This is a genomic window from Chitinophaga pinensis (assembly GCF_007896845.1).
Classification (GTDB): domain Bacteria; phylum Bacteroidota; class Bacteroidia; order Chitinophagales; family Chitinophagaceae; genus Chitinophaga; species Chitinophaga pinensis_C.
Genome location: NZ_VOHS01000014.1, coordinates 1 through 25,678 on the forward strand (window position 1 = coordinate 1; position 25,678 = coordinate 25,678).

Annotated in this window: 20 protein-coding genes, 1 pseudogene and 1 riboswitch; of the genes and pseudogenes, 12 read left to right on the forward strand and 9 right to left on the reverse strand. The window is 45.3% G+C overall.

Annotated elements, in window-relative coordinates; genetic code table 11:
- The 5 genes and pseudogenes from FEF09_RS15205 to FEF09_RS33100 form a co-directional block, all read left to right on the forward strand.
- Positions 1-472, forward strand: a pseudogene (locus tag FEF09_RS15205) (hypothetical protein); the annotation flags it as partial.
- 101 nt (positions 473-573) lie between these two features.
- Positions 574-1,152, forward strand: a complete 579-nt coding sequence (locus FEF09_RS33085; protein ID WP_261387516.1) for a hypothetical protein — start codon at positions 574-576, stop codon at positions 1,150-1,152.
- Complete coding sequence (locus FEF09_RS33090; protein ID WP_261387517.1) at positions 1,149-1,721, forward strand: hypothetical protein; 573 nt, start codon at positions 1,149-1,151, stop codon at positions 1,719-1,721. Before FEF09_RS33085 ends, FEF09_RS33090 begins: the two co-directional genes overlap by 4 nt.
- Positions 1,722-1,779: 58 nt before the next feature.
- Positions 1,780-1,947: a L,D-transpeptidase family protein gene (locus tag FEF09_RS33095; RefSeq protein ID WP_409994859.1), complete on the forward strand. Its 168-nt coding sequence runs from the start codon at positions 1,780-1,782 to the stop codon at positions 1,945-1,947.
- Entirely contained in the window at positions 1,868-2,185 is a 318-nt protein-coding gene (locus FEF09_RS33100) for a hypothetical protein (protein ID WP_409994858.1), read from the forward strand. The genes FEF09_RS33095 and FEF09_RS33100 overlap by 80 nt, the downstream gene beginning before the upstream one ends.
- Positions 2,186-3,652: 1,467 nt before the next feature.
- Here FEF09_RS33100 and FEF09_RS15215 read toward each other — a convergent pair.
- From FEF09_RS15215 to FEF09_RS15230, 4 genes are all read right to left on the reverse strand, one after another.
- Entirely contained in the window at positions 3,653-4,408 is a 756-nt protein-coding gene (locus FEF09_RS15215) for a murein L,D-transpeptidase catalytic domain family protein (RefSeq protein ID WP_146306021.1), read from the reverse strand.
- Between the two features lie 836 nt (positions 4,409-5,244).
- Complete coding sequence (locus tag FEF09_RS15220; RefSeq protein ID WP_146305912.1) at positions 5,245-6,294, reverse strand: agmatine/peptidylarginine deiminase; 1,050 nt, start codon at positions 6,292-6,294, stop codon at positions 5,245-5,247.
- Positions 6,294-7,169, reverse strand: a complete 876-nt coding sequence (locus tag FEF09_RS15225) for a carbon-nitrogen hydrolase (protein ID WP_146305913.1) — start codon at positions 7,167-7,169, stop codon at positions 6,294-6,296. Before FEF09_RS15225 ends, FEF09_RS15220 begins: the two co-directional genes overlap by 1 nt.
- Positions 7,170-7,226: 57 nt before the next feature.
- Entirely contained in the window at positions 7,227-9,173 is a 1,947-nt protein-coding gene (locus FEF09_RS15230; RefSeq protein ID WP_146305914.1) for a carboxypeptidase-like regulatory domain-containing protein, read from the reverse strand.
- A 68-nt stretch (positions 9,174-9,241) separates the two neighbouring features.
- Positions 9,242-9,454, forward strand: a riboswitch (cobalamin riboswitch).
- Between the two features lie 164 nt (positions 9,455-9,618).
- Here FEF09_RS15230 and FEF09_RS15235 point away from each other — a divergent pair.
- The 7 genes from FEF09_RS15235 (at position 9,619) to FEF09_RS15265 (ending at position 17,767) form a co-directional block, all read left to right on the forward strand.
- Entirely contained in the window at positions 9,619-10,674 is a 1,056-nt protein-coding gene (locus tag FEF09_RS15235; RefSeq protein WP_146305915.1) for a DUF5074 domain-containing protein, read from the forward strand.
- A gap of 149 nt (positions 10,675-10,823) precedes the next feature.
- A complete protein-coding gene (locus FEF09_RS15240) occupies positions 10,824-12,836 on the forward strand; it encodes a TonB-dependent receptor (protein ID WP_146305916.1) in 2,013 nt (670 codons plus the stop codon).
- Between the two features lie 2 nt (positions 12,837-12,838).
- Positions 12,839-13,990: a YncE family protein gene (locus FEF09_RS15245; protein WP_146305917.1), complete on the forward strand. Its 1,152-nt coding sequence runs from the start codon at positions 12,839-12,841 to the stop codon at positions 13,988-13,990.
- Positions 13,991-14,003: 13 nt separating this feature from the next.
- Complete coding sequence (locus tag FEF09_RS15250; protein WP_222596987.1) at positions 14,004-14,903, forward strand: hypothetical protein; 900 nt, start codon at positions 14,004-14,006, stop codon at positions 14,901-14,903.
- Between the two features lie 107 nt (positions 14,904-15,010).
- Positions 15,011-16,162, forward strand: coding sequence for a family 20 glycosylhydrolase (locus FEF09_RS15255; RefSeq protein ID WP_261387520.1), 1,152 nt, complete (start codon positions 15,011-15,013; stop codon positions 16,160-16,162).
- Between the two features lie 138 nt (positions 16,163-16,300).
- Entirely contained in the window at positions 16,301-16,504 is a 204-nt protein-coding gene (locus FEF09_RS15260; RefSeq protein WP_089807294.1) for a cold-shock protein, read from the forward strand.
- A 177-nt stretch (positions 16,505-16,681) separates the two neighbouring features.
- The gene (locus FEF09_RS15265; RefSeq protein ID WP_146305919.1) at positions 16,682-17,767 is read left to right on the forward strand and encodes an NADH:flavin oxidoreductase/NADH oxidase; all 1,086 of its coding nucleotides are present in this window, start codon (positions 16,682-16,684) and stop codon (positions 17,765-17,767) included.
- A 210-nt stretch (positions 17,768-17,977) separates the two neighbouring features.
- On the opposite strand, the gene FEF09_RS15270 is transcribed toward FEF09_RS15265, so the two are convergent.
- The 5 genes from FEF09_RS15270 to FEF09_RS15290 form a co-directional block, all read right to left on the reverse strand.
- Positions 17,978-18,415 (reverse strand): polymer-forming cytoskeletal protein, encoded by a 438-nt coding sequence (locus tag FEF09_RS15270; protein ID WP_186774357.1) that lies wholly within the window; start codon positions 18,413-18,415, stop codon positions 17,978-17,980.
- 10 nt (positions 18,416-18,425) lie between these two features.
- A complete protein-coding gene (locus FEF09_RS15275; RefSeq protein ID WP_146305921.1) occupies positions 18,426-19,493 on the reverse strand; it encodes a ParM/StbA family protein in 1,068 nt (355 codons plus the stop codon).
- Between the two features lie 385 nt (positions 19,494-19,878).
- The gene (locus FEF09_RS15280; RefSeq protein WP_146305922.1) at positions 19,879-20,853 is read right to left on the reverse strand and encodes a terpene synthase family protein; all 975 of its coding nucleotides are present in this window, start codon (positions 20,851-20,853) and stop codon (positions 19,879-19,881) included.
- A gap of 180 nt (positions 20,854-21,033) precedes the next feature.
- Positions 21,034-22,794: a hybrid sensor histidine kinase/response regulator gene (locus FEF09_RS15285; protein WP_186774358.1), complete on the reverse strand. Its 1,761-nt coding sequence runs from the start codon at positions 22,792-22,794 to the stop codon at positions 21,034-21,036.
- Positions 22,795-23,015: 221 nt separating this feature from the next.
- Positions 23,016-25,613 (reverse strand): M1 family metallopeptidase, encoded by a 2,598-nt coding sequence (locus tag FEF09_RS15290; protein WP_186774359.1) that lies wholly within the window; start codon positions 25,611-25,613, stop codon positions 23,016-23,018.
- Between the last annotated feature and the right edge of the window lie 65 nt (positions 25,614-25,678).

The window sequence follows — 25,678 nt, forward strand, 5'->3', positions numbered from 1 at the left end:
GCGGCGAATAAGAACTGGATATTGTTCTTCGATGAAGCAGATGCCTTATTTGGTAAGAGAAGTGCGACCAAACTCATCTAATGACCGATATGCGAATCAGGAAGTGGCTTATCTCTTACAGCGTATAGAAGACTTCCCCGGACTGGTCATTCTGGCAACGAATCTGAAGGCGAATATTGACGAAGCGTTTGGAAGAAGGTTTCAGTCTATGATCTATTTCCCTGTACCAGCTCCGGCACAACGCCAGCGTTTATGGCAACAATCATTTCCACAGGAAGCAGCGCTCGATCAGGATGTGAGTCTGGAAGAGATTGCCAGAAAACATGAACTGGCAGGCGGAGCGATTATCAATGTCGTGCAATATAGTTGTCTGTCGGCTTTGAAGAGAAAAAGCAGGACAATTCTTCTAAAAGACATACAGACGGGCATCCGCAAGGAATTTAACAAGGAGGGAAAGACATTGAATCTATAATTTGTTGCGTTTGTGTGAAGATTTTTCCACAGAAAATACTGTTTGCAGTCCGGTCTGCCTAGGATTCAGGTAGAGGCACGTGTTTTGCAACCGGGGTTAGCATGGACAAGAAATACTTACTGATTTTAACGGGTTTTATTATAGCTGCCTTTTCTTATAGTTGTGAAACAAGTACAAAGCGGACAGAGAAGGATGTGATCGTTATTACTCCCAGAAATACAGAGATCACAGCTGCGAATGCTTACAATAATCTTTTTCTTGATTCAAGCGATATCAATAAGTTTATTACTGCACAGAAATTGAACGATACAATGGCAACAAGATTGCGTAGTTTTTATAACGCACGCAATTTCCAGTTTGCATGGTTTGATAATACAGGTCTTAATGAGCAGGCGTATGGTTTTCGCAGCCTGTACGATTATAGCATAGATACCAGTGAGGGTAATAAATCATTAGAGTATCGTCTGAATGCTCTGATGAACGGAGATGTTGATTCATCCGTTTCTCCCAAAGACGCCAATATCGTAAAAACAGAATTACAGCTAACACAACGTTTCATCGATTATTATCTGACTAATAGCGAAGGTAATATCGAGGGACTGGAACATGCTGTGCCATTGACAAAATCAGAAGTGCTGAAAAAAGCAGCAACTGTGTTGGCGGATAGGAAAGTACCATGAGGGGACAAAGTTATGCGGCCCTGCATAAATCTTTACAACAGTACGTTGATATAGCAGAAAAAAGTGCATGGGATACGATCACGGTAGAAAAGAAAAAGAGATATAAGAAAGGAGACAGTACTGCTGTGATAGCATGGGTGAAAAAGCGTTTACGGGCAACCGGTGAGTATAGCGATAAGGATACTTCTACCGTCTTTAATGATGCGCTGGAGACTGCCGTAACTACTTTTGAGGCAACACATGGTCATACACCGAAAGGCGTAATCACTGATACTTTATTACGTGAAATGAATGTACCTGCTATTAAACTGGTAGAGCGCATACTGATCAATCTGGAACGGATGCATTGGGCGCCTGCTAATCCGGAAGGTCGTCTTATTCTGGTGAATATTCCTGAATTTGGTTTGCATGTCTGGAATGGTAGCAAGAAGGAATTTGATATGCCGGTAGTGGTGGGTAAGAGGGTAAGAACACTACGATGTTCTCCGGTAAACTGGATCAGATCGTATTCAGTCCTTACTGGAATCTGCCAAACAGTATTGTCAGAGAAGAGATATTACCTGCAGTAGCACGTAATAAAAACTATATCAGCAGCAAGAACATGGAGATTACCGTGAACGCAACGGACTGCCTATTGTACGTCAGAAACCCGGTAAGGATAATCCGTTGGGGAAAGTGAAATTCCTCTTCCCAAATAGTTTTGATATATACTTCCATGATACGAATCAGAAATATCTTTTTGACAGGGATCAGCGTGCATTCAGCCATGGTTGTATCCGTCTCGGAGACCCGTGAAGATGGCCAATTATTATTGGCAGATAATCAGAACTGGTCTGCGGAACGTATTGACAGTGCAATGAATAGCGGGAAGGAGAAGTATGTGAGAGTGAAAGATCCGGTGCCTGTATTGATCACGTATTATACCGCGTGGGTAGATGAGGCAGGGAAGTTACAGTTCAGGGAGGATATTTATGATCATGATACCTATATGGCGGGTAAGCTGTTACTGACGCCAGATAATATATCATCTTAACATCCTCCTTGCCCTTTTCGGTATACGCGTTATCTCCATGCAGAGGCGGTAATGTATTAGCGTGAGAATTGAAGTAATTGAGCGCATTGTGTGTATTGAAAGGGGGCCAGGAGGAGTTGGGATGAAATAAATACGAAGGGCGCTTCCTTATTGGAGCGCCCTTCGTGTTTTATTGGGAGTGTCGTTTACCACTGATCGACATGTACCTGCGGTGGCATTATTCGCAGCCTTAGCTGGCTTCAATACCTAAAAACGCCTCAAGTATTGAACTAGAAGCATTTTTTCCAATCGTGTCAGCTGCGAGACTTTCGAATCAGGTCAAAAGCATCAGGATATTAGCAATTGCAATTTAAACCAGAAGCTAAAGCTCAACTAAATTTAGTTTCTTATAATTCCCGCTGTCCAGCAAATCCATCATTTCGGGATTGCTAAGTTGCTTTTGAACAACTACATAAGTTGATTTAAAATGTTAGGGACATCCACAATTACGGGTGTGTAAATATAAAGAGTATCTTGTTCGGTTTTATAGAACATGGTAAAAAGCCCTTCATAGACATATTCACTTGAGGGCTTAGTAGAATACTCTTTTGCCGGACTATTAGAGATGACAACTGTGCGTTTATCATCTGAAAGCCCCATGTTGTTTTCTTAATATAAACTGCCGAATCTCCTTCTTTCTTCGGTAATTGCGTAACGATAGTTTTGACGTTATTCTCATAAGAGCAACTAATGCCCATCAATACGAATAGTCCAAAAAAAATCATAAGAATGTACTTCATATTTTGAAAGTATGAAGATTATTATTTTTCAATACTTCTATATATACTTCTTAAACAAATTAATCTTTTCCTCTGGATTTTGCTTATACAAGCGTTCTCCGTTATACCATTCGTATGTTCCCTTTTGTGTGGTCACTCAAACTTGCCATTCCGCTTAAGATCGTTAAGGTTCAATGCATCAACCTTTTGTATTCTTATTTTAGGCTCGTTCCTTATTACTTTGTTTACAATAATTGAGTCTCCTTGACAATTACAAGAATACCCACTTTCTGCATCGTCAAAAGTGCCTAAGTACTTTCTAAAGTGCGCAGAATCGGTGACGTATGCCGATAACAAATCGCCACCCCATGCCCCACTACCAAAACTTTATAGTATTCCATGTAAACATGGTCACAAACTGTTTGGCTATCAGTGAATTCTTTTTTGCTATATCGGTCAACCCCTTCACATCCATAAAACAGTAAAAACATCAAAATATAAAAGGGATATTTCTTCATATAAGGATATCATTTGGGCTGCAATGTACATAACAAATGGAAGAATTACGTTTGTTACACATCTGTTATCAGAATTTCAAAGCTTTCTAACTCATTCAGGCGGGTGTGAATAAAAGTCGACTTACCTTCAGCGTTGCAGCCCGCAACAAAATAAGCACTGGACTGGCCATTAAAGGAATAAAAGTTCTTATTTAAACAATCGTAGTATCAATTTCCGGTGTTGCCAGCATTTTTGAATTCGCCATGTAGGCCTTATCCGGACTATATAAAAACAGGCATGTACCATTTTTAATAGCCTCAATGATCTGGCGGTGTATTTTCTCCGGGATCGCAGGGCATCCAAGGCTACGGCCTATATATCCCTGTAATTTCGCGATCTGCTCGTTTACATATGCTGCGCTGTGCATCACAATGCCGCGGCTCATAGCGTTGTCATTGATGCCTTTTTCTTCGCCTTCCAGACGTAGGGAGTAGCCATGTTCACCTCTGTAGGTGGCACCGGTTACATAGAATCCCAAACTGCTTTTAAAGCTCTCCGGAGCATTGGAAAAGTTTGTCGCCAGCTCGGTACCGGAATTCCTTCCATGAGATACCAATGTGTTGAACAGCACTTCTCCTTTCGCCAGATCAATCACAAACAGTCTCTTCTTGCTGGAGGGCAAACTGAAGTCAGCAATGGTCAATAGATCCGGATTGCTGAGTTTACCTTCCTTTGCCAGTTTTTCCATACCTGCCAGCGCAAAAGCGAAGGCTTCCTTAGATAATCCTAAGGAGTCGAGTTTCAGCTGAGAGAACAGGGCCATTCTGGCGCCTAATTTATTCTCTGTGAGTGCTACCACTCTGGTACGATTGCCCGCGGTGGGGGCTGCAACTGCGAAAAGGATGCCTGAAAAAAGGCCGGCGGCAAGGGTAAGTCTGAAAACGTTTTTAAATACAGGTTTCTTCATCAATGGAAATGGCTTAGGTTTTACTTAAAAATATGCCGGGCTGATGGTTAGTCCGGCGGTTTGCTCATTTGAAATACTGATGCAAATTTAACCCTGAAAATGCTAAAGAAATGTGAAAGAGGGCAATTTAAGCTCGTCTGTTGGGCTACTTTTAACAGTTTTATGACACTTAATCGATTGATTAGCAAGCGCTGCTATGAGAAGATCCCATTTTATGTCTTTATCAGGACCCAATCAGAAACACTATCCCTAGACAAGCCGTAGATCTCTCGTAGATAAGCCGTAGATAACCCGTATCTATAGGAGTAGCTTATATACGGGTTATCTACGGGGGATCTACGGCTTATCTATGAATAATCTACCTGATCAGGTAAAATTGTCTTAGTACAGAAAAACTCTACAGTTGACGTGTGGAATGCAGTATTAGCTTTACAAGTGAGTGTCTTCCTACAGAAAAACCTTACAGTTGACGTATTGAATGCAGGATCAGCTTTACAGGCGGGAGATTGTTTCAGCGAGGGCTTTACACGTTAATGCCGGTTTCAGCATGCTATAGGGATCTGTTTGGAAGATTATCAGACCGGTTTGCCGGATACTTGTATCTGCAGGTAGGATGCGTGCTGCTGAGGGTGTTTGTGCTGGTGAATAGCAGGCGTTAACAGGGCGTATACATGCTTCATACCGGGAGTATAGGTGGACTTGATGCGTGGAATCCCTGCTGGTAGAGCCTTTGAGGGCGGTTTTAGGGGTGTGCTGTCTTTCCGGTACGGACCCATAAATAAACCAGCACCATTGGAAATGATGCTGGTTTATATAAATATTAAACTATAATCGTCTTATACTGCGGGTTCCTGTTGACTAAGGCAGTGGAAGCTACCCAATCCCCAGATAATTTCAGTAGAATCGATACCTACCACCTCACGGTCTTTGAAACACTCGCTGATGATGCGCAGGGCCTTATCGTCATTTTTACAATTGAAGACAGGCACGATCACGTGTTTATTGCTGATGTAGAAGTTTGCATAAGAAGCCGGCAGGCGCTGGTCTTCATATACAACTGCATCCGGCATCGGCAGTTCCACCACATTGAGTTGTTTGCCATTCAGCAGGCGCATTTGCTGCAGTTGCTGCAGGTTCTGCTGCAACAGGTCGTAGTTTTCGTCCTGTTTGTTGGTTTCGATGACGGTCAGTACGGTATCTTCATTGACGAAACGTACGGTATCATCAATATGACCGTCTGTATCGTCTCCGATGATGCCTTCGTCTACCCATAATACCTGATCTACACCATAGAAATCCTGCAGATAACCTTCGATCTGCTCCCTGTTGAGGTGCGGATTACGGTTTTCATTCAGGAGGCAGCAGCCGGAGGTCAGCACGGTACCTTTACCGTTGAATTCTACCGAACCACCTTCCATGATGATACCCGGGTGAAATACGGGCAGATTGAAATGTTCTGCGATACGGGTTGGTACGACATCGTCTTTGTCGAAAGGAGGATATTTACCGCCCCATGCGTTATAATTCCAATCTACGATCACTTTTTTCTGTGCAGCGGCCGGATTGATCAGGAATGCCGGACCGTGGTCACGGCACCATGCGTCATTGGTAGGATTGAAATAGAATTCTACCTTATTGAGGTTTACACCTGCTTTTTGCAGGTGGCCGGTTGCGAAAGCCTTCATGGCTTCATCATTCACATTGATACGGACTATTTCACTTTCCGCAAGGTATTTGATGAACTGGCTGTAGTAAGGATAGATCGTATGGATCTTTCCGGGCCAGCTGGCTTCTTTATGCGGCCAGCTCAGCCATGTGGCGACATGCGGATGGAATTCGGCAGGGAAGAAGTATCCCTGCTGTTTCAAAGTAGGTTGTCCGTTCATTATGCTTCGTCGATAAATCTTTTGGTGATAGGAGCGTAAGAATCAATTCTTCTGTCACGCATGAACGGCCAGTGAGTGCGATATCTGTCGGTCTGTCCCAGTTCCAGTTCCTGTACAAACACTTCTTCGTTTTCGTGGGATGCCTGATAGATGATGGTACCGAATGGATTGGCGATGAATGAACCTCCCCAGAATTTCATAGCACCTTCCTGCTCAAAACCTACGCGGTTTACGCTTACCACGTGGATGCCATTGGCAACAGCGTGGCTGCGCTGGATGGTCTGCCATGCGTTGTATTGCTCAACATTGGTTGCTTCATCCTGATTGGTTGCCCAACCAATAGCAGTCGGATAGAAGAGGATTTCTGCTCCCATGAGGGCAGTGATCCTTGCAGCTTCCGGATACCACTGATCCCAGCAGATCAGTACACCGAAAGTGGCGAATTTCGTTTTGAAAACTTTATAGCCAAGGTCACCGGGAGTGAAGTAGAATTTCTCGTAATATGCCGGATCGTCCGGAATATGCATCTTACGGTATTTACCGAGGTAACTGCCGTCGGCATCCAGCACAGCGGTAGTATTGTGATAAAGACCCTGTGCACGCTTCTCAAAGAGAGAGGCGATGATCACAACGCCCAGTTCTCCTGCTACTTTCTGTAAAGCGTCGGTGGATGGACCGGGAATAGGTTCTGCCAGGGAGAAATTATCATAATCCTCCACGTCACAGAAATAAAGGGAAGTAAACAATTCCTGCAAACATACAATCTGCGCACCCTTAGCGGCAGCTTCACGTATACGCTCTGTTGCCTTGGCAAGGTTTTCAGCCTTATTGCCACTGCAGGACATTTGCACAAAACCTACTTTAACTTTTGACATTACCTGTGTTTAATTTAACCGTTTTTAAAAATGAAGCTGCAAAATTACCAAATTATCCTAGAAAAACCCGATGCCGATATGCCAGCCAAACCACGCAGTCACTCCGCCGCCTAATGTAAACGGACTGTAATGTGCGGGGACCCTTGCATCATACTTCGGATCAACCACGTCCAGCTTGTCACTGTAGTATATGGTAAAGGAGGGGCCGGCAAACAGTGTTACGTTTTTCAGGAGCTTGTAATTCCACGCTGTCTGCAGTCTGACCATGGAATTGCTTGAGTTCCAGTTGCCCACATACAGGAACTGTGAGGTAAGTTCGGTGCTGATCTCTGATCTGTCTGACAGCGGAAACGGATGTCCGATACCGTAGCCGAAGCTATATGCTTTCTTCGGACCGAGTTTCATCCCTGCCAGCAGGAGACTGTATAATTTCCGGTTGCCGGATTTATAGGCAATATTGAGATCCAGCATTTCATTATTATAGATCAGGATCTGGTGATAACCTCTTCTGACAATATTGATCAGGCCAAGGCTGTAGCCATCTGAGGAATCTGCATAGTTGAGGATACCGATCTGCACGCCTTTCAGGACCTTGGTATAGTTGGCCAGACCAGAGATCTGTGCGCCATTTGTAGTATCCAGACTTACATTGACAGCCCCGGCGATCTGTGCACCGCCGCCTCCCTTGCGATAATTGACAGCACCGGCTATTTGTGCGCCGTCCACTTCTTTTCTGCTTATATTTATCGCCCCCGCAATCTGCGCACCATCTATTTTCAGCCAGCCTATATTGACAGCACCACCGATCTGCGCACCATCAATACTGTCCTTCCCGAAGTTAATAGCTCCTGCAATCTGCGCTCCTTTAACGACACCCACTGCACTATTTAAGGCGCCACTGATCTGGGCACCATGAATGTCGGCTAAGGCATTATTTAATATCCCCCCGATCTGCATGCCTTGTCCGTCTCCACCGGCCTGATTATAGATACCGCTGATCTGTGCGCCGCGAAAACTGTATTTCAGTATGTTACTGACACCACCGGCCTGCACTCCATTCAGGGAGTCCATGATATGATTGTGGATGCCGGCAATCTGTACGCCGGTAAAGTGACCACCTACTATATTGAAGACGCCTGCCGCCTGCACCCATTTAACCGCTTTCTGGTCAATATTAAAGACACCTGCTATTTCTACACCACTCAGACCGGCGGTATAACCACCTATCAGATTCAGAGAAAATTTATTCACCACCTGCGAACCCAACTTTCCATGTGTGCCTAAAGCGGGCACTAATGAGTACTGATAGGGTTGCCGGGTAAAGAAATCACTCAGGTTTAAACTTTGCATGCGCTGTCTGGAAGACAGGAAGAAACGGCCGAAAAAGGTCTGTTCTACATGTGTATGCTGATTGACATCTACAATAGACAACTGGATAGGGGCCGCGGGTTTAATATCGGCATTCAGTTCCTGATCACGTCCGCCGGGTACCAGCATCATCGTGTCCCGGTACAGTTCCTTGCTGACGGTCAGCAGGGCCGCTGTTCTTTCCTTTTCACGTAAACGTAACCTGAAATATCCCTGATCATTGGTCAGCGCAGATATCAGCTGTACGCTTTCATATACACTCGCATTCGCGATAGGACGCCCGGTGGTGGCGTCTTTGATTTGTCCGCTGACAACATACCATTTCTCTTTTGAAGAGGTTCCCGGTTGTATAATGATCTGATTACCGATCTCGCGGAACTGGAAATTGCCCTGAAACAGTATGTCGAGCACCTGTTTCACAGCACGCTTGCTGACATTGATGGTGATCAGGCTATCATCATGAATAAACTCCTTTACATAGGAAAAATGGAAATCCCCCTGCATACTGATATCGTCCAGTACAGCGGCCAGGGGTTTGCGGTCTGCGCTGACTGAGACGGTTTTATTAAGCAGGCTTTGGGCATAGCTGGAGTAGCTGCCGAGGAGGATCGCTACTATCAGAAATAGTTGTTTCAACAGAACAGTTTTGAATTTGCGGCAAGATACTACCTATTTTTCTTTTTGGATATTTACTACTCATACAGTAGGTTTGTGCCGCATTTGGTTTCGCCAGAGGGCGAATTAATAGGGAATCCGGTGTAATTCCGGAGCTATCCCCGTAGCTGTAATCCTGTATCGTTATACGCGTTCGTTTTTTCCGGTATCACTCTTCAATGCCACTGTTCGCCGAAGGCGCAACGGGAAGGCCCGGAAAAAGCAGGAGAGCCAGAAGACCTGCCAGCTGCAACAGATATATCGTGTCTTCGGGTGAAAAGCGCTGATGTTGTAATAGCCGGTTGGCTTATTTCAGATAGTTAAAAAAATCCGCTGGTAAGATATGCCCCGAATAGACGGTCTGACTGCCGTTGGGTGAGAATTATTGTCCTGACTAAACTTATCTATTGTAACAAAAATTCGAAGTATGTATAAAAATTTACGCCTCTGGTTATTAGGTGGTCTGTTAATGGCCGCCGCTTCCTGTAAAAAAGATGATGATGTAGTGATCCCTACAAAGTATGGGACTGGTTTTCTGATGATAACAGAAGGTAATTACGGTAAAAATGCAGGGGATCTTAACTACTACAATTACGATACGGATTCGGTATCAGCGGGCGTTTACAGCGCAGAAAATCCGGGTAAAACATTAGGACCTAATACCAGTACCATGGAGTTTGGTACTGTTTATAATAACAGGATATACCTCGTGGGTAAATACGGCGCTCCATTCGTAGCACTGGATGCGAATACCCTTAAAGAGCTCAATCGTGTGGATGCCCTGCCGGGTGGCGACGGTCGTGCGTTTGTAGGTGTGGATGAAACAAGAGGTTTGTTAAGCACCAGCACTGGTGTATTCCCTGTAAATCTGAATAATCTCAGCCTCGGCACTGCTATTGCAGGTGTGACAGGAGAAGTGACAGATATGTTCAAAGCAGGCAGTCATATTTTTATCTTGTCTGTGACGGATGGTATCGTTGTACTGAATGCGAATGACTACAGTGTAGCAAAGAAACTCGGTACGGCAGTATCGGGCTTTGTACAGAGTATGGATGGCAATGTGTGGGCTGCTTCCAAAACACAGCTGAAGAAGATCAATGCGACTGCATTGTCTGTAGATAGTATTACGACCAACTTCCAGGTGTACTACAATGAATTTACTTATACCAATAGTTCGATGGTGTCGTCTCCGGCAGAAAATGCGATCTATCTCATATCTGGTACCAATAAGGTCTATAAATATATTCCGGGTCAGGCCAGCTCTTTGAATACACCATTTATCACACTTCCTGCAGGACAGTATTTCTACGGAAAAGGTATCTGGTTTGATCGTACAAGGAATATACTGGTGTTGAACAGTAACACAAATCAGTATGGCGCAGATATTAATAATCAGCTCTATCTGCATAGCGCTACAAGTGGTGCTTTGTTGAATTCGACTACCTATAAAGGGTATTTCTTCCCGGGCATGATCATCAATTAAGCATTGGCATGCAGCGAAGATCGTTGCGGATATTCAAACGGCAGGCAGAGGGTATTTTGAAAGAAGGACTCTTATGTGTTTGTTGATCAGTTTGAGTCATTCTTAATTCTTCTTTAGCGCTTGCGCCTTTTAAATTAAACAGCTTTTAATTGACTTACCGTCTTTTCATATTTCTATCCTTGCTGCCGCTTTCCCTGTTCGCACAGGATAAGGCGAAGCCGGCATCCGCAGCAGCAGTACCAAAAGATACTGCTGCCGCCCGGATGTTGCAGGGGGTGACCATTTTTTCCAGTAAGAATAACTCCGTTTCTCCTGTACAGACTTTGAGCGGCGTTGCATTGGAGAAGATGAACAGTTTGTCTGTGGCAGATGCCGTGCGTTTCTTTTCGGGTGTACAGCTGAAGGATTACGGCGGACTGGGAGGATTGAAGACCCTCAATGTACGAAGTATGGGAACGAACCATGTGGGCGTATTTTATGACGGTATACAGTTAGGCAATGCGCAGAATGGTACCGTAGATCTGGGCCGTTTTTCGCTGGATAATATCGAACAGATCGATCTGTATAATGCGCAGAAAGGCGCTATTCTTCAGCCGGCAAAAGGATTTGCTACCGCGTCTTCCATCTATCTGCAATCCCGGAAGCCCACGTTTGGTGAGGGCGAAAGCACCCACGGAAAAGTAGCTGTTAAAACCGGTTCTTTTGGTCTGGTCAATCCTTCTGTACGACTGGAACAAAAGATCAGCAATACACTATCGGCTGTTATCAGCAGTGAATGGCTGCATGGTAACGGTAAATACAAATTCAGATACACCAATGGTACCTATGACACCACCGCTATCAGGGAAAATGCAGGGATTGACGCTTCCCGTGTAGAAGGGGGGCTTTATGGTCAGTTTAAAGATAGCAGCAGCTGGCATGCGAAAGTCTATTATTATAATTCCACCCGCGGATTGCCGGGCGCCATCGTCAGCAATAAGTTCTATAACGGACAACACCAATGGGACAGAAACCTGTTTGTACAAACCTCCTATAACAAGAAATTTGGCAAGCGTTACACCATGCTGCTGAACGCTAAGTATATGTATGATTACGTACGTTATCTTGATACGTCGATCATAACAGACTATGGTCCGCTGATGAACCGCTATCGCCAGCATGAATATTATATTTCCGCTGCCAATCAGTACAAACTGACTTCTTTCTGGGATGTGGCCTTATCAGCCGATTTTCAGCTGAATGAAATGACAGCCGTCAACCTTGATCATTTCGCGATTCCTACCCGCTATACCACACTGGCCGCAGCAGCGACGCAACTGCATCTCGGACAGGTGGACGTACAGGGGAATCTGCTGGCCACCTTCATCAATGAAAAGACGAAACTTTATAACTCAGGGCATGACTACAGCGCATTGAGACCAACAATATTGGTGTCATGGCAGCCTTTCCGTCATGAAGACCTGAAACTCCGTGCTTTTTATAAAAGCATATTCAGGATGCCTACTTTCAATGACATGTATTACAGTACAGTCGGTAATCCTGATCTGAAGCCGGAGCATACCAGACAATATAATGCCGGGGTAGGGTATACCCGCAATTCCAAAGGCTTCCTGCAATTCTTCTCTTTGCAGACAGACGTGTACTACAGCCATGTGAAAGATAAGATTGTAGCGGCTCCCGGTCGTAACTTCCAATGGATGATGCAGAATATCGGGGGCGTTGATATCTATGGGGTAGACGCCGGTGTACAGGTATCACCGGGATTACTGACACAGGTGCAGACGGACTTTTCCGTGAAATATACCTATCAGAAGGCGCTGGACGTTACCGATCCGCAGGAAGTCAATTATAAGGACCAGATCGCCTATGTACCCATACACAGTGGTTCCTTTATTGCGCACGCTTCCTGGCATAAATGGGATATTAATTATAGCTTTATATACGTAGGGGAACGTTATTTCCTGAACACTAATGTACCATTGTATTATCTCGAGCCCTGGTATACCAGTGATCTGTCGGTCACTACCAGTTTTGTGTATAAGCATAAGCTGATCAAACTGACGGGAGAACTTAACAATGTTTTTAACCAGTATTATGACGTTGTGATCAACTACCCGATGCCGGGGCGTTATTACCGTCTGACCGCGAGTATAAATTTCTGATAATGCGAATTTTACCAAAGCTTATATCACGTCGTAGTTTGTTGCTGTTTTTATTGGCAGCTATCATAGGACTGAGCGCCTGCCGTAAAGGCAATGGGATCATTCCCGGAGAAGAAACACAGGTAGGAGAACCGGACACCCTGCGGAACGGGTTCTATCTGCTGAATGAGGGGAATATGGGTATGAACCTGTCTACACTGGACTACTATGACAGAAGTACGGGTATCTATAAGAGCAATATTTACAGCGAGATCAATCCCGGTGCTACCAAGGAGTTGGGAGATGTGGGGAATGATATCGGGATCTATGGCAGTAAGCTGTATGCGGTGATCAATATGTCTGATAAGGTAGATGTGCTGGAAACGCATTCTGCAAAACGTATTGGCCAGATCAGTATCCGGAACTGCCGTTATATCACTTTTTATAAAGGAAAGGCTTATGTGAGTTCTTATGCTGCAACGATCGGTAACGCGAGTGCCGGTGCAGGATATATTGCTGAAGTGGATACTGCGACTTTGCAGATACTACGCACGGTCAGTGTCGGTCGTCAGCCGGAAGAAATGGCCATAGCAGGAGACAAGCTGTATATCGCCAATTCAGGAGGGTATAGTCCGCCGAGATATGAACGGACCGTTTCCGTAGTGGATATGACTACTTTCAAAGAAATAAAACGCATTGATGTAGCCATCAATCTGCATCGTGTGAAAGCAGATAAATACGGAGACGTATATGTGACTTCCCGGGGAGATTATTATAACATTCATTCCAAACTTTATGTGATTGACACGCAGAAGGACATTGTGAAGGATTCGTTTAATCTGGCAGCCAGCAATCTGGCTATAGCAGGCGATTCTGCGTATGTTTACAGCGCCGAATGGAGCTATATTACAAACAAGAATACGGTGAGTTACGCGATCATCAATGTAAAAGATGAAACCAAAGTAACGGATAACTTCATTACGGACGGGGTAGATAAGGAAATCAAGACGCCTTATGGAATAGCGATTGATCCGGAAAACGGCGATATCTATGTGACAGACGCCAAAAACTATCTGCTTCCGGGAACGCTTTATTGCTTTAGTAAATCAGGTAAAAAGAAATGGAGTGTAACGGCGGGTAATATTCCTGCACATTTTGCGTTCATACCGAGATAAATTAACCCACATTATGCAACTGAAGCAACTATTATTTCCAGCTGTATTTGCGCTTGTCTGCTTTTCCTGTAAAAAGGATGGTGAAGACGATCAGGGACCGAAAATCAGACCTGTAACCAGCAGCAGCAGTCGTTTTATCAATAAGATATTTGAATATTCCCCTGCACCGGGACAATTTATGGGTGAGTCGGCGGGAACGCCGGAAGGGGCCAACAGTATTGTGGGTACCAAAAGCGGACTGATATCACTGGGCGCTTATGGTGGTTATATCGTGTTTGGATTTGATCATTCTATCATCAATCAGAACGGTGCGGATCTGGCTATTTATGGCAATCCTATTCCGGAGCCAAAGGCATGGTCGGAACCGGGGGTGGTGATGGTGAGTCAGGATGAGAATGAGAATGGGCTACCGGATGACAACTGGTACGAACTGGCGGGATCCGGATATTTATCTGCAGCTACGATCCGCAACTATAAGATCACCTATTATAATCCCAAAGGTGTTTCGTGGGTAGGATGGAAGGACAATAAAGGCAAAACAGGATCGGTAGATATCAACGAGTTTCATAACCATTCCTACTATCCGTCTTTTGCGGCTAATCAGGATTCCCTTACGTTCGAAGGTACTTTGCTGGCGCCTACATTCGGAGAACAGGATGGTATTTATATCAACTGGGCAATGGGTTGGGGCTATGCGGACAACTACAGCACAGATGATGCGACAGATTCATATGCGAAGAATATGTACAATTCGTTTGATCTGTCGTGGGCCATTGATAAAAATGGAGCTGCCGTTGCCCTTAAAGCGGTTGACTTCGTTAAAGTTTATACAGGGCAGAATAGCAAGGGTTCTGACATTATGGGAGAAGTATCTACGGAGATCACCGGCGCCGCTGATCTTAATATGAAATAATTTACAGCATATTTTTATTACTTTTCAGGGGCTATCCGCTATGTGGGTAGCCCTTTCTTATCTAGTTCACGTCTTAAACGATTTATTCCATGCTTAAAGCCACATTTATGAGAAATGTGCTCCTGCTTTGCCTGTTGGGAGCAGCGCTGACTGCCTTCAGGGCATCATCATCCCGGCAGACGACCCTCAGTAACGCACCTGTACCTGACAGCATTTTGCCTGTAAGAGGATTCTGTATCGGAGCACCCCGTAAACCAGCCCTTGATGCTTTTATCAAATTCATCAAAGAAGAACTGGCGCCGCGTAAGGTAAACACATTAGTGCTGAGAATAGAGTACAATTATCAGTATGAAAGTTACCCTGAACTGCGTGATTCAGCCGCATTATCCAAAGCAGATATCAAGAAACTGGTACAGGTATGTCGCCAGAATGGTATCAGCCTGATCCCGCAGTTAAATCTGCTGGGCCATCAGTCATGGGCGAGCCATACAAACAATCTGCTGGTGAAATATCCGCAGTTTGATGAAACACCATGGGTGAAAATGCCTGAAAAGTATGAATGGCCAAATGCTGATGGTCTGTATTGTAAAAGTTATTGTCCGCTGCATCCGGATGTACACGCCGTTGTATTTAAGCTGATGGATGAACTGTGTGATGTATTTGAGAGTAAGGCGTATCACGCCGGACTGGATGAGGTGTTTTACATCGGAGAATCTAAATGTCCCCGTTGTGGCGGCAGAGACAAAGCGGAACTGTTTGCGGGAGAAGTGACACTGTTACGCAATCACCTTGCAGAAAAGGGCAGAAGTCTCTGGATCTGGGGAGATCGTCTGATTGATGGTAAAACAACCGGTATTGGTATGTGGGAAGGAAGTCTGAACAACACATATCGTGCGATTGACATGATCCCTAAAGACGTAGTGATCTGTGACTGGCACTATGATCGTCCTGATAAAACGCCTGTTTATTTTGCCATGAAAGGACTGAAAGTCATCACCTGTCCATGGAGAAAACCGGAGTTTGCGTCTGTTCAATTGAAAGATATGCTCGATTTCAGAGCTACCTCTACACCAATTATGAAAGATCGTTATCAGGGAATGATGCAGACGGTATGGTCAGGTGCTGAGGATTTCATGGATGAATACTATGGCAGGAAGGCACCGAGGGCTGAACAGTCAGGAAAGCCTGTGGATACGCTTCATACCCAAAGTCGTTGCTTTAGGCAATTATATGATGACATCGCTAAAGCTACTTTATAATTTTGGTTGACGGTAACAAATATCATATACGTAAGGCACTGGAAACTGCGGGAAATATTGAAAGTTAAAGAGTTTTATTTGGAAGGGGAGTCTTTTAAGACTATCTTTGGTCTTTACAAATTTTCACAATTTTCACAAATGACAACAAAATACCAGGGAACTGTAAAGTTCTTCAACGAGACAAAAGGATTTGGCTTTATCATCCATGAGGAGTCTGATAAAGAAACTTTTGTTCACGTTAATGGTCTGATTCACGAGATCCAGGCTGACGACAGAGTAGAGTTTGAACTGCAGGAAGGTCGTAAAGGTATGAACGCCGTTAACGTTAGACGTATCGACTAAGCTTGCTTTTTCTATACAATTAGCAAAACCCCCAGGCATTGTCTGGGGGTTTTTGTTTTTATTACGCCATTATATGCCAAAATCCTCGCTATCCATCACTTACGATACATCGAAGGATTTCAATTTGCCCTGATTTGCTTATCTTTTGACCCGAAACGTAATTTAAACAGCAGACCGATGGCAGTATTATTCTCACCCTTACAGATAAGAGACATCACATTCAGGAACAGGATCACGATTTCACCCATGTGTGAATACAGTGCGGAGAACGGCTTTAGTAATGACTGGCATCTGGTACATCTGGGCAGTCGTGCGGTAGGCGGCGCTGGTCTGATCATTACAGAGGCAGTGGCCGTTACTGCGGAAGGCAGGATATCCCCCAAAGACCTCGGCATCTGGGATGACGCGCATATTGAGGGGCTGAAAAGGATCACTGATTTTATTTCGGCACAGGGATCCGTACCGGGTATCCAACTGGCACATGCAGGCCGGAAATCGAGTACGGAAGTGCCGTGGAAAGGCATTCAGCTGGTAGCTCCGGAAGATGGCGGATGGAAAGAGATCTATGCGCCCAGCGCAATCCCTTTTTCTGACAAATACGGCCTTCCGGTAGCATTGACCAAAGAGGACATCAACAACGTCATACAAGCCTTTAAAACGGCTGCCTCACGTGCGCTGGCGGCAGGGTTTAAAGTGGTTGAACTGCACGGGGCTCATGGCTATCTGATCCATCAGTTCCTATCGCCGCTCAGTAACCAGCGTACGGATGAATATGGCGGTGATTTTACCAACAGGGTACGTTTCCTGCTGGAGATCGTAGCCGAAGTACGTACCGTCTGGCCGGCAGGATATCCGCTGTTTGTCAGATTATCGGCAACTGACTGGGCAGAGGGGGGCTGGACACTGGAAGAGTCTACCACATTGTCCCTGTTGCTGAAAGACAGAGGCGTGGATCTGATTGATACGTCTTCCGGCGGACTGACACCTGCACAAAAGATCACACTCGGGCCGCTCTACCAGACGCCGTTCGCCGAGCATATCCGTAAGGAAACAGGGATTATGACCGGCGCCGTAGGATTGATCACTACCCCGGAAGAAGCGGAGTCTATTGTGGCAGAAGGGAAGGCTGATCTGGTGTTAATAGCAAGGGAGTCTTTGCGTGACCCTTATTTCCCGATACACGCAGCACATGCGTTGAGAGATGAGTCGCATGTATGGCCGGTGCAGTATGAGCGGGCAAAGCCGAGGCCGATAAAGCATTAAGCAACAAATTGGTGTTACCGGATGGATAACTGTTTTTCGCTGTTATGCTATGTCACATTAAGTATTCACGTTGACAGGTGAAAGAATAGAATAATCAGCCGGAAGATGCAGCCGGACAGGCTAAAAATACAGAGGGCGTCTGCCATACGGCGGACGCCCTCTTCGTTATAAAACCAGTTATTTCTTCACTACATTTCAATTCCCAATTGACTAAAACCAGCTGCTTGCCTTCTCCTCATCCTCTTCCGGCGCCGGTTTTACCTCATCTTCTTCTATCGGTGGCGGTATTACATCATCTGCTTCAGTAGGATGTTTACGGATGGCGCCTTCTATCACGGCATCCTGTTCCACCTCCAATACCAGCGCTGTTACATCGCCTTTGATATATGCTTTGTTGCTGATCACAGCTTTATTAGTTACAAAAACATCCCCATATACTTTTCCGAAAGCCTCGAGATCAGTCGCATAGATATTACCACGGATGGTAGCGGTTTTGCCGATCACGAGTGTACCTTCTGTACGCACATCACCTCTCACATTACCATCGATACGTCCGGGGATGGTAGATTCAATAGCGCCCTGTACGGACACCTGACCGGGGATCAGGAACATGTCCTTTCCAAAGGCCTTTTTAATTAAGTCTTTCAAGGGAAGCACATCACATATTTGGTCCAACAGATAAGATTTCTTTTTCTCTTTCGTCTTCAAAGATGGAAATGATCGAAGAGGCATTGCCCAGATCAAGTCCTACGCTACGCTGATGTTTATCGTCTGAAATTCTTAAAGAGTTGTATAAATAACCGATGCTGACGAGGTTTTCAGGGTTAGGCGCTACTTCTACAGGAATGAAGTCTTTGAATTCTTCCACGAAAGCGTCTGCCAGTTCGCGGTAATGTGCACCGCCACCCATCAGATAGATCTTGCTGCAATTTTCAAAGTCCTGATCGGTAAAGTAATTCCTCATCAGCGGAGACACTACTTCCTTGTAATACTGGGTCAGCAGTGCCTTACGGATATCCTTGAGGTCAAGGCGTTTCCTGTTGGTAAAGATAGATCCTTTCATGAAGGCATCATCCAGCTGATGCTCATTTTTCATGTCCAGATAATACTGTTTATTCAGTTCACGGGCCAGGTTGTTGATGGCATATTTTATACCATGGGAACTGAAGCAGGTACGATGTATAAGACCATCCGCAGTGGCCATACCACCTTCAATGGTGCCAAAGCCAAAGCTGACAGCGATAAAGTTCTCTGTTTTAGGATCATTGACGGTCTTTTTCAGACCAATAATACCTCCTACGATCTCCGGGATCACTTCAAAACGCTCGATGTCCAGCATCCCTTTTTTGATCGTGCCCTTGTTATTAAAAGTATGTGTATCGTACTCTATCAGAAAGTGACGTTTGTTGAGGAACTGCTCGGCCGCGCCTTTATAGATGTTATAAGTGGAAAAAGGGAAGCCCATGGTAACGGACAAAGGCTGTTGTACTTTATCCAGCACATTGACCATGGCAGCTTTGAAGAGGATTTCATAATCATCCTCCTGCGGAGCAGCATTCGTGACACGTCCGGGGTTGATCCCTCCACGTCTCGCCAGGTTTCCGACAATATACCAGTTTTCGTCTTTTTTGATCTTCAGGCCATTCAATAGGTCTTTTGAGGAATTCTCCGTGTTACCATACGCAGTTTCGAAAACACTCGGAAAGCTGATAGGTGATACTTTCATGATCGCAGGATTATATATGTATGATTAAAATTTCGATTTGAGTTTTCAATAATTCGGCTCGGTCACAAAGCAAACAGGGTATAAAGAGATTCAATCGGGAAGGGTTTTGAGTAACTCCCGCACTACAACTGCATTTAAATATATAAAATAATATTAAACATTACCAAACACAAAATGGCAGCTTTTCAAATTTATTGATAATCAGCCATTCCATGTATTAAGAAATTGTCACTAGCCAGTCTCCGGATCGTTTTATACGGCATAACCGATCACAGCAGAAATGCCTGTTATAACGGGTATTATCAGGACTGCTAATCATTCCGGGGCGTTATTATTTATAGGTGTGAACCTGACAGGAATGTTTTCCTGTCAGGCATAAGTGGCATCAGCTGGCGGTATAATTAAACTCATACCGTGCTGTGTCATAAATAGACCAGTCCATAAAACCCCGTACCATGGTACCCAGAGCATCCAGATGCCGCTGGATGGCCAGATCGATGTGCATACCGAAAGACGGCAGCTGGCATCTCAGTTCGTTAAACTGCGCAATCTCGCGATTGTGAATGGCAGCCGTCTCCGCGATGGCTTCTTCGAGCGTGATCTGCTGTTCGTGCCCGATTACCATGACCAGATTGTGTTCATCTCCGTGAGCCAGTTCCTTTGATAAAGAAAAGAGGTCATTTGCCCAGCAAACGGCTCTGCGGGCCAGATCCACCAGTTTCTGGAACTGTTCATTCTGTAATACAAATACAGGCAGATAAGTGCCGGCGGCTACTTCCAGCATGTCAGTACCCAGATTGGCGCCACTAAAGAATGGCCGCATCTGCATGTACTGAAAAACAGAAGGCTGTCTGCGTTGCTTTGCATTTTCAGCTTCCCATACGGCGGCTTCGAAAGTTGCCTTCAGACTGAGGGTAAACTGGCATTGCCACGAGGCTGTACTCAGCTGGCGCATTTTGTCCCAGAAATCGCTCAGGGCCGCCAGCACGGGGTTGGTCACCCGGTCAATAGAACGGTCATAACGCAGCACACTGACGAAATCTGTAATTACCTGCTGCAACCATGCCTGTTCGCGATAACTGGCTGTTTCCGGCTTTACATGGTCCAGCAGATCGTCCAGTACAAATAGCCATGTGTTAAGGTCATTGGCCGTACATAAGAAGGCCAGATCCGCATCCGGATAAGTACGGGCGGTCATCCAGGCAAACTTGTACCTGCTGAACCGCTCATAGGCTTCCTCTGATTGCAGCAGATTAAATTCGTGCAGCCAGGAGGATGTGTGTTGGTCAATCTCATTCACAAATGGACTGATCTTCGCCTCAAAAGGGCAATGGAGAGTTGGGACAGTAATTTGTCGCATAAAAATGGATTTTAAAAATGAGAGGAGAAAAAACTAATTCAGACAAAAATGTAATGCGATGATGCGACATCTCCGCAGGTAAACCGGCAGAGAATATGGAGAATAAGTGTTTATGCTGTTATCGGGGGATGAAAACAGGCAACAATGGAACAATAAGGACAATAAGGACGGTAACGACGATTATAACAGAGCAGGGCTGTTCAGGCATTGGGTGAGCGTAATGTTCAGCAGCTTGAAGTCAATGGGTTTGATCAGATATGCGGTGGCGCCTGCTTCCAGAGTGGCCACTTTGTCTTCTTCGAATACATCACCGGAAATGACGATCACCGGTACGCGCTGTAACAGGGCTGCGCTTCTTACATAAGTGAGGATCTCCTCTGCATCCATATCAGGCAGATGCCTGTCGGCAAGAATAATGTCAGGAATATAGTGTTGTAGCAATTCCAGGCTGTCTATACCTGTACCGGAGGACTTCACCTCGCATCCAAGGCGACTCAGGTATTTCGTCAGATAGATACGGCTCATGTCATCGTCTTCAATGATCAGGATTTTCACGCCCGCATACATAGACTCATCTGCACGGGTTTCCGGCAGTTCCGTCTGTATGGGCATTGCACAGGCCTGTAGCGGAAAACTAAAGCTGAATATGGTCCCTTTTCCGACTACGCTTTCCACGGATATAATACCCCCTAATAAGGTCGCAAGGTGTTGCGCAATGTGCAGGCCCAATCCTGTACCGCCGGAAAAACTATTCCATTCGGTAATAAAAGGATCAAAGATGGGGGCCATTTTATCACTGCTCATGCCGGCTCCCTGGTCTCTTACACTAATACGGCACTGGTCGTTTTCTACGTTGGCTGATAGCGTAACGGTGCTGTTATTCGCAGTAAATTTCACTGCATTGAACAGCAGATTATTGATGATCTGTGTCAGTTTGATCTTGTCGGTCACCAGATGGGAGGGAAGCTGTCGTTTGTTGTAGTCGAGTACAATACGTACGCCTTTTGTTTTGGCGATGTATTGTCCGGTACCGACAATATTTTCCAGCAGATCCCTGATGCCAAATGCTTCATTGTGTACTTCATGCAGTTTACCGGCTTCTATACGGGAGAGTTCCAGTACATTATTGATGACATCTAATGCCTGATGACTGGCGGCACAGAGGTGTTCTGCGTGTTTGATATAGGCGGTATCATTATTCCGTTCTGCATCCATCAGCAGCAGCTGACTGATAGAGTGAATGGCATTGAGTGGTACGCGGATCTCGTGATTGGTTTCGCGCAGGAAAATACTTTTATAATGATTGGCTTTTTCGAGTTCGCTGGTCCTGTTGTGTACCTGTTGTTCAAGGTTTTCCGCATGTTCCTGCTGACCTTTCAGTAATACATCATTATGTTTGACGTAGAACATGATGATGAGTATATTCAACGAAACGATCACCATGATAGCAGAGTAGTGGATCACTACTGTAGTGACAGCATTAAATTCATAGGGAGGAATGATGCCGGCAAAGCGGTTCACTTCCAGTAATACCAGCGTAATGAGCGCCACAACGATACAGGTGGTGCGGAACAATTTATCTTTTACGATGAGTAATGAGGTGCCAATGAGGAATATAGCCAGTAGACTGGGTTCTACAACGCTTGCAAGTATACAGCCGAAGTAAAGCGTGGCCGCATTATGTATCATTTGCAGATAGAAGGCAGAGATATCATATTTCCGTTGTTTGTTGAGATATATGACATAAAAGCATGCACTTCCTTCTACTAATGTACCGAGAAAGAGGCTGAGTTTACCTGAGATGATATAGAATAATGTCCCAAAGAAAAACGCCATAACACCTGTGACACAGGCGAGTATATTTACTTTGATGATTCGGCTCCTTTCATTCAGTTCAATATTGTCTGCACCGGTCAGGGTAATTGCTCTAAATATCCCCATTGTTATCATTCGCGTTGGGTTTAAAGGAATTGCTTCCGGGGGTTTGTTAGTGTTGTTATAGGTCGAGATATAGAAAGTTGTCCTGATTAGTTATGCCTGCTGATTCAGCCACAATATAGACATTTACTCCCAAAAAAAGACAAAGGAGAAGCCCTCCCGCCGATATTGGAAAATATCAACAGGAGGGCTTCTCCTTCAACAAATTATCTTTTCTCTATACGTTATTTAAAATCAGCATCTGTCAGACCACTGTTCACTTTAATATCGTCTACTTTAAAATCAACCTGTTGTCCGCTGATAGTATTCTTCAGCAGGAATGGGAATTTCACACCACCTATTTCTTTGTAATCACTGGTTTCAATAGCGCCGGTAACCTGATCGCCATTGTAACTGATCTTCTTTGAAAGCAATCCGGTAGCTACATCATAATACAGCTCTGTACGGGTTGTCTCATCTTCTTTCACCGTAACGAGGTAGTTGTCTTTGCCATTATCGTCTGTAATGATTTCCGGCGACAGCTGAATATCAACGCCTCCCTTCAGGTAGTCCAGTTCAGGGATCAGCACCATGTTTGCTTTTACGCGTTCCTTGGCAGCAGCATCCAGTGGAACAGGAGTACCCATCTGTATAGCGGTGATGCTATCACCGTTGATGATCAGTTTACTGGCGTGTACATTCATCATCGGGATGAATACATCCAGCAGGTATTTATCAGGCGATTTGATTTTCTTGGTCATCTTGATATCAGTACCCTGTACGGATCCGGTAGCGGAGATGGTCTGGTCCTTAATAGCCTGTATTTTGTCGGTACCGCCGATTGCCTGTAAGTATTTTTTCAGTACTTCGTTGGCAGTCAGGCCGGCTGGCGCTTTCTTGCTGGAACCGCTCCATACGTTATTGGAAGGATCGATATCCGGGAATGCCTTATCCGGATCGATCACTACTTTGGTCAGTTTGTTATCTGAATCATATTTGAATGTCCATGTACCACCACGCTGGAATACTTCTGCCGGCAGTTTCACGGTGTCAGTTTTACCTTTGCTGTCAGTGATCGCCAGTATAACCGGTAAAGCCATCTGCTCCAGGTTTTCTACGGTGATCAGTGCACCTTTGGAAGGATCGTTACTTACATATTTCACGTCTTTCACTGCCTGATCCAGTTTCCATGAATTCAGGTACCAACCTCTCCAGAACCAGCTCAGGTCTTCACCCGCTACGTTTTCCATGGTACGGAAGAAATCCCATGGTGTAGGATGTTTGAATGCCCAACGATCGATATAAGTGCGGAATGCATATTCAAAACGCTCTTTACCGAGGATATAATCACGCAGGATACCCAGACCCATAGCAGGTTTGTAGTAAGCGGCAATACCGAGGTAACTGCTCTGGATCACGTCTGGTGTACTCATGATCGGATCACCGCTCATTGCACGACCCATAGACTGGCCCTGTTGTTTCTGATAGTATTCGCCGTTATTGAATGCTTTGCTGGAACCATCGTTGATGAAAGTGTTGAAACCTTCATCCATCCATGCATATTTTCTTTCGTTGGAGCCAACGATCATCGGGAACCAGTTGTGACCGAATTCGTGATCGGTTACACCCCATAATCCACCGCCGGTGCTTCTGTAAGAACAGAATACAATACCCGGATATTCCATACCGCCTACGATACCAGCTACGTTAGTTGCTACTGGATAGGTGTATTCAAACCATTGTTTGGAATAGAACTCGATAGAGCCTTTTACGTATTCAGTAGAACGCTGCCAGCCATTGGCAGACTGGATACTTTCTACAGGGTATACGGACTGCGCCAGACATTTCTTACCACTTGGCAGATTGATGCGGGCAGCATCCCAGATAAACGCGGTAGAAGCCGCCCATGATACGTCACGTGCGTTTTTGCACTGGAAATGCCATGACTGCATACCTGTACCCGGTTTTGCAGCAGCTACTTCTGCGCTGTCTTTGATCATCACGGTCTGGTCGCTGTTACGCGCTTTGGCCAGCTGTGCCTGTTGTTTTGCAGTCAGTACCTGTGCCTCGTTGATAAGTGCACCGGAACCAGCTACCACCATACCGGCAGGAGCCGTTACAGTATAATCGAAGTCGCCGTATTCCAGATAGAACTCTGCTGCACCCTGATAAGGGATCGAGTTCCAGCCCAGTACGTCGTCATATACTTCCATACGCGGGTACCACTGTGCGATTTCATATACCCAGCCATATTTTGTTTTCAGACGGCCGGTACGGTCTGTACCGTACTGTGGTACTTCGTAAGAATAGTCTACATATATCTTCGCTATGCCACCTTCCGCTTTCAGGCCTTCCGGCAGGATCACCTGCATACGCGTGTCGGTAACAGTGTATTTTACCTCAGTTTTCTTTCCGCCGATGGCAACGCTTACAGACTTGATCTTGTATCCTTCTGTAAAACTACGGTTGGCAAAACGGCCACCGGTTACAACGCTGGTGGCAGCTCCTCTGGAATCCTCCCTGTAAATATTCTGGTCCATCTGCAGCCATACGAAGGATAATTTGTCAGGGCTGCTGTTTTTGTAAGTGATAGCAACGGAACCATCTATACGATGGCTGGCAGTGTCTAATACGACATTGATCGTATAGTCAGCCCGGTTCTGCCAGTATTTATGGCCAGGTGCGCCGGATGCACTGCGATACTCGTTACCGTTGGCAGGGTAAAACAGGGGCCCGAAAACTTCATGCTGATCGTACTTCGAAGTAGCGGTCTGTCCTACAGCGACGTTCCCGAGGGAAGCCAGCAGGACGCCTGAACAAAGCAGGATTTTGTTGATTGTCATTAGCGTTTCAATTTGGAAAATAGCCATAAATATAGCAAAAGCCCTGCAAGGACAAAGCGGAAAAA

Excerpts from the sequence above, each read along its gene's own strand:
- FEF09_RS15275 (WP_146305921.1), bottom strand. The coding sequence starts at position 19,493 with ATGAAAGTATCACCTATCAGCTTTCCGAGTGTTTTCGAAACTGCGTAT.
- FEF09_RS15250 (WP_222596987.1), top strand. The coding sequence starts at position 14,004 with ATGCAACTGAAGCAACTATTATTTCCAGCTGTATTTGCGCTTGTCTGC.
- FEF09_RS33085 (WP_261387516.1), top strand. The coding sequence starts at position 574 with ATGGACAAGAAATACTTACTGATTTTAACGGGTTTTATTATAGCTGCC.
- FEF09_RS33090 (WP_261387517.1), top strand. The coding sequence starts at position 1,149 with ATGAGGGGACAAAGTTATGCGGCCCTGCATAAATCTTTACAACAGTAC.
- FEF09_RS15255 (WP_261387520.1), top strand. The coding sequence starts at position 15,011 with ATGAGAAATGTGCTCCTGCTTTGCCTGTTGGGAGCAGCGCTGACTGCC.
- FEF09_RS15280 (WP_146305922.1), bottom strand. The coding sequence starts at position 20,853 with ATGCGACAAATTACTGTCCCAACTCTCCATTGCCCTTTTGAGGCGAAG.
- FEF09_RS15285 (WP_186774358.1), bottom strand. The coding sequence starts at position 22,794 with ATGGGGATATTTAGAGCAATTACCCTGACCGGTGCAGACAATATTGAA.
- FEF09_RS15220 (WP_146305912.1), bottom strand. The coding sequence starts at position 6,294 with ATGAACGGACAACCTACTTTGAAACAGCAGGGATACTTCTTCCCTGCC.
- FEF09_RS15260 (WP_089807294.1), top strand. The coding sequence starts at position 16,301 with ATGACAACAAAATACCAGGGAACTGTAAAGTTCTTCAACGAGACAAAA.
- FEF09_RS33100 (WP_409994858.1), top strand. The coding sequence starts at position 1,868 with ATGATACGAATCAGAAATATCTTTTTGACAGGGATCAGCGTGCATTCA.
- FEF09_RS15265 (WP_146305919.1), top strand. The coding sequence starts at position 16,682 with ATGGCAGTATTATTCTCACCCTTACAGATAAGAGACATCACATTCAGG.
- FEF09_RS15245 (WP_146305917.1), top strand. The coding sequence starts at position 12,839 with ATGCGAATTTTACCAAAGCTTATATCACGTCGTAGTTTGTTGCTGTTT.
- FEF09_RS15215 (WP_146306021.1), bottom strand. The coding sequence starts at position 4,408 with ATGAAGAAACCTGTATTTAAAAACGTTTTCAGACTTACCCTTGCCGCC.
- FEF09_RS15225 (WP_146305913.1), bottom strand. The coding sequence starts at position 7,169 with ATGTCAAAAGTTAAAGTAGGTTTTGTGCAAATGTCCTGCAGTGGCAAT.
- FEF09_RS15290 (WP_186774359.1), bottom strand. The coding sequence starts at position 25,613 with ATGACAATCAACAAAATCCTGCTTTGTTCAGGCGTCCTGCTGGCTTCC.
- FEF09_RS15235 (WP_146305915.1), top strand. The coding sequence starts at position 9,619 with ATGTATAAAAATTTACGCCTCTGGTTATTAGGTGGTCTGTTAATGGCC.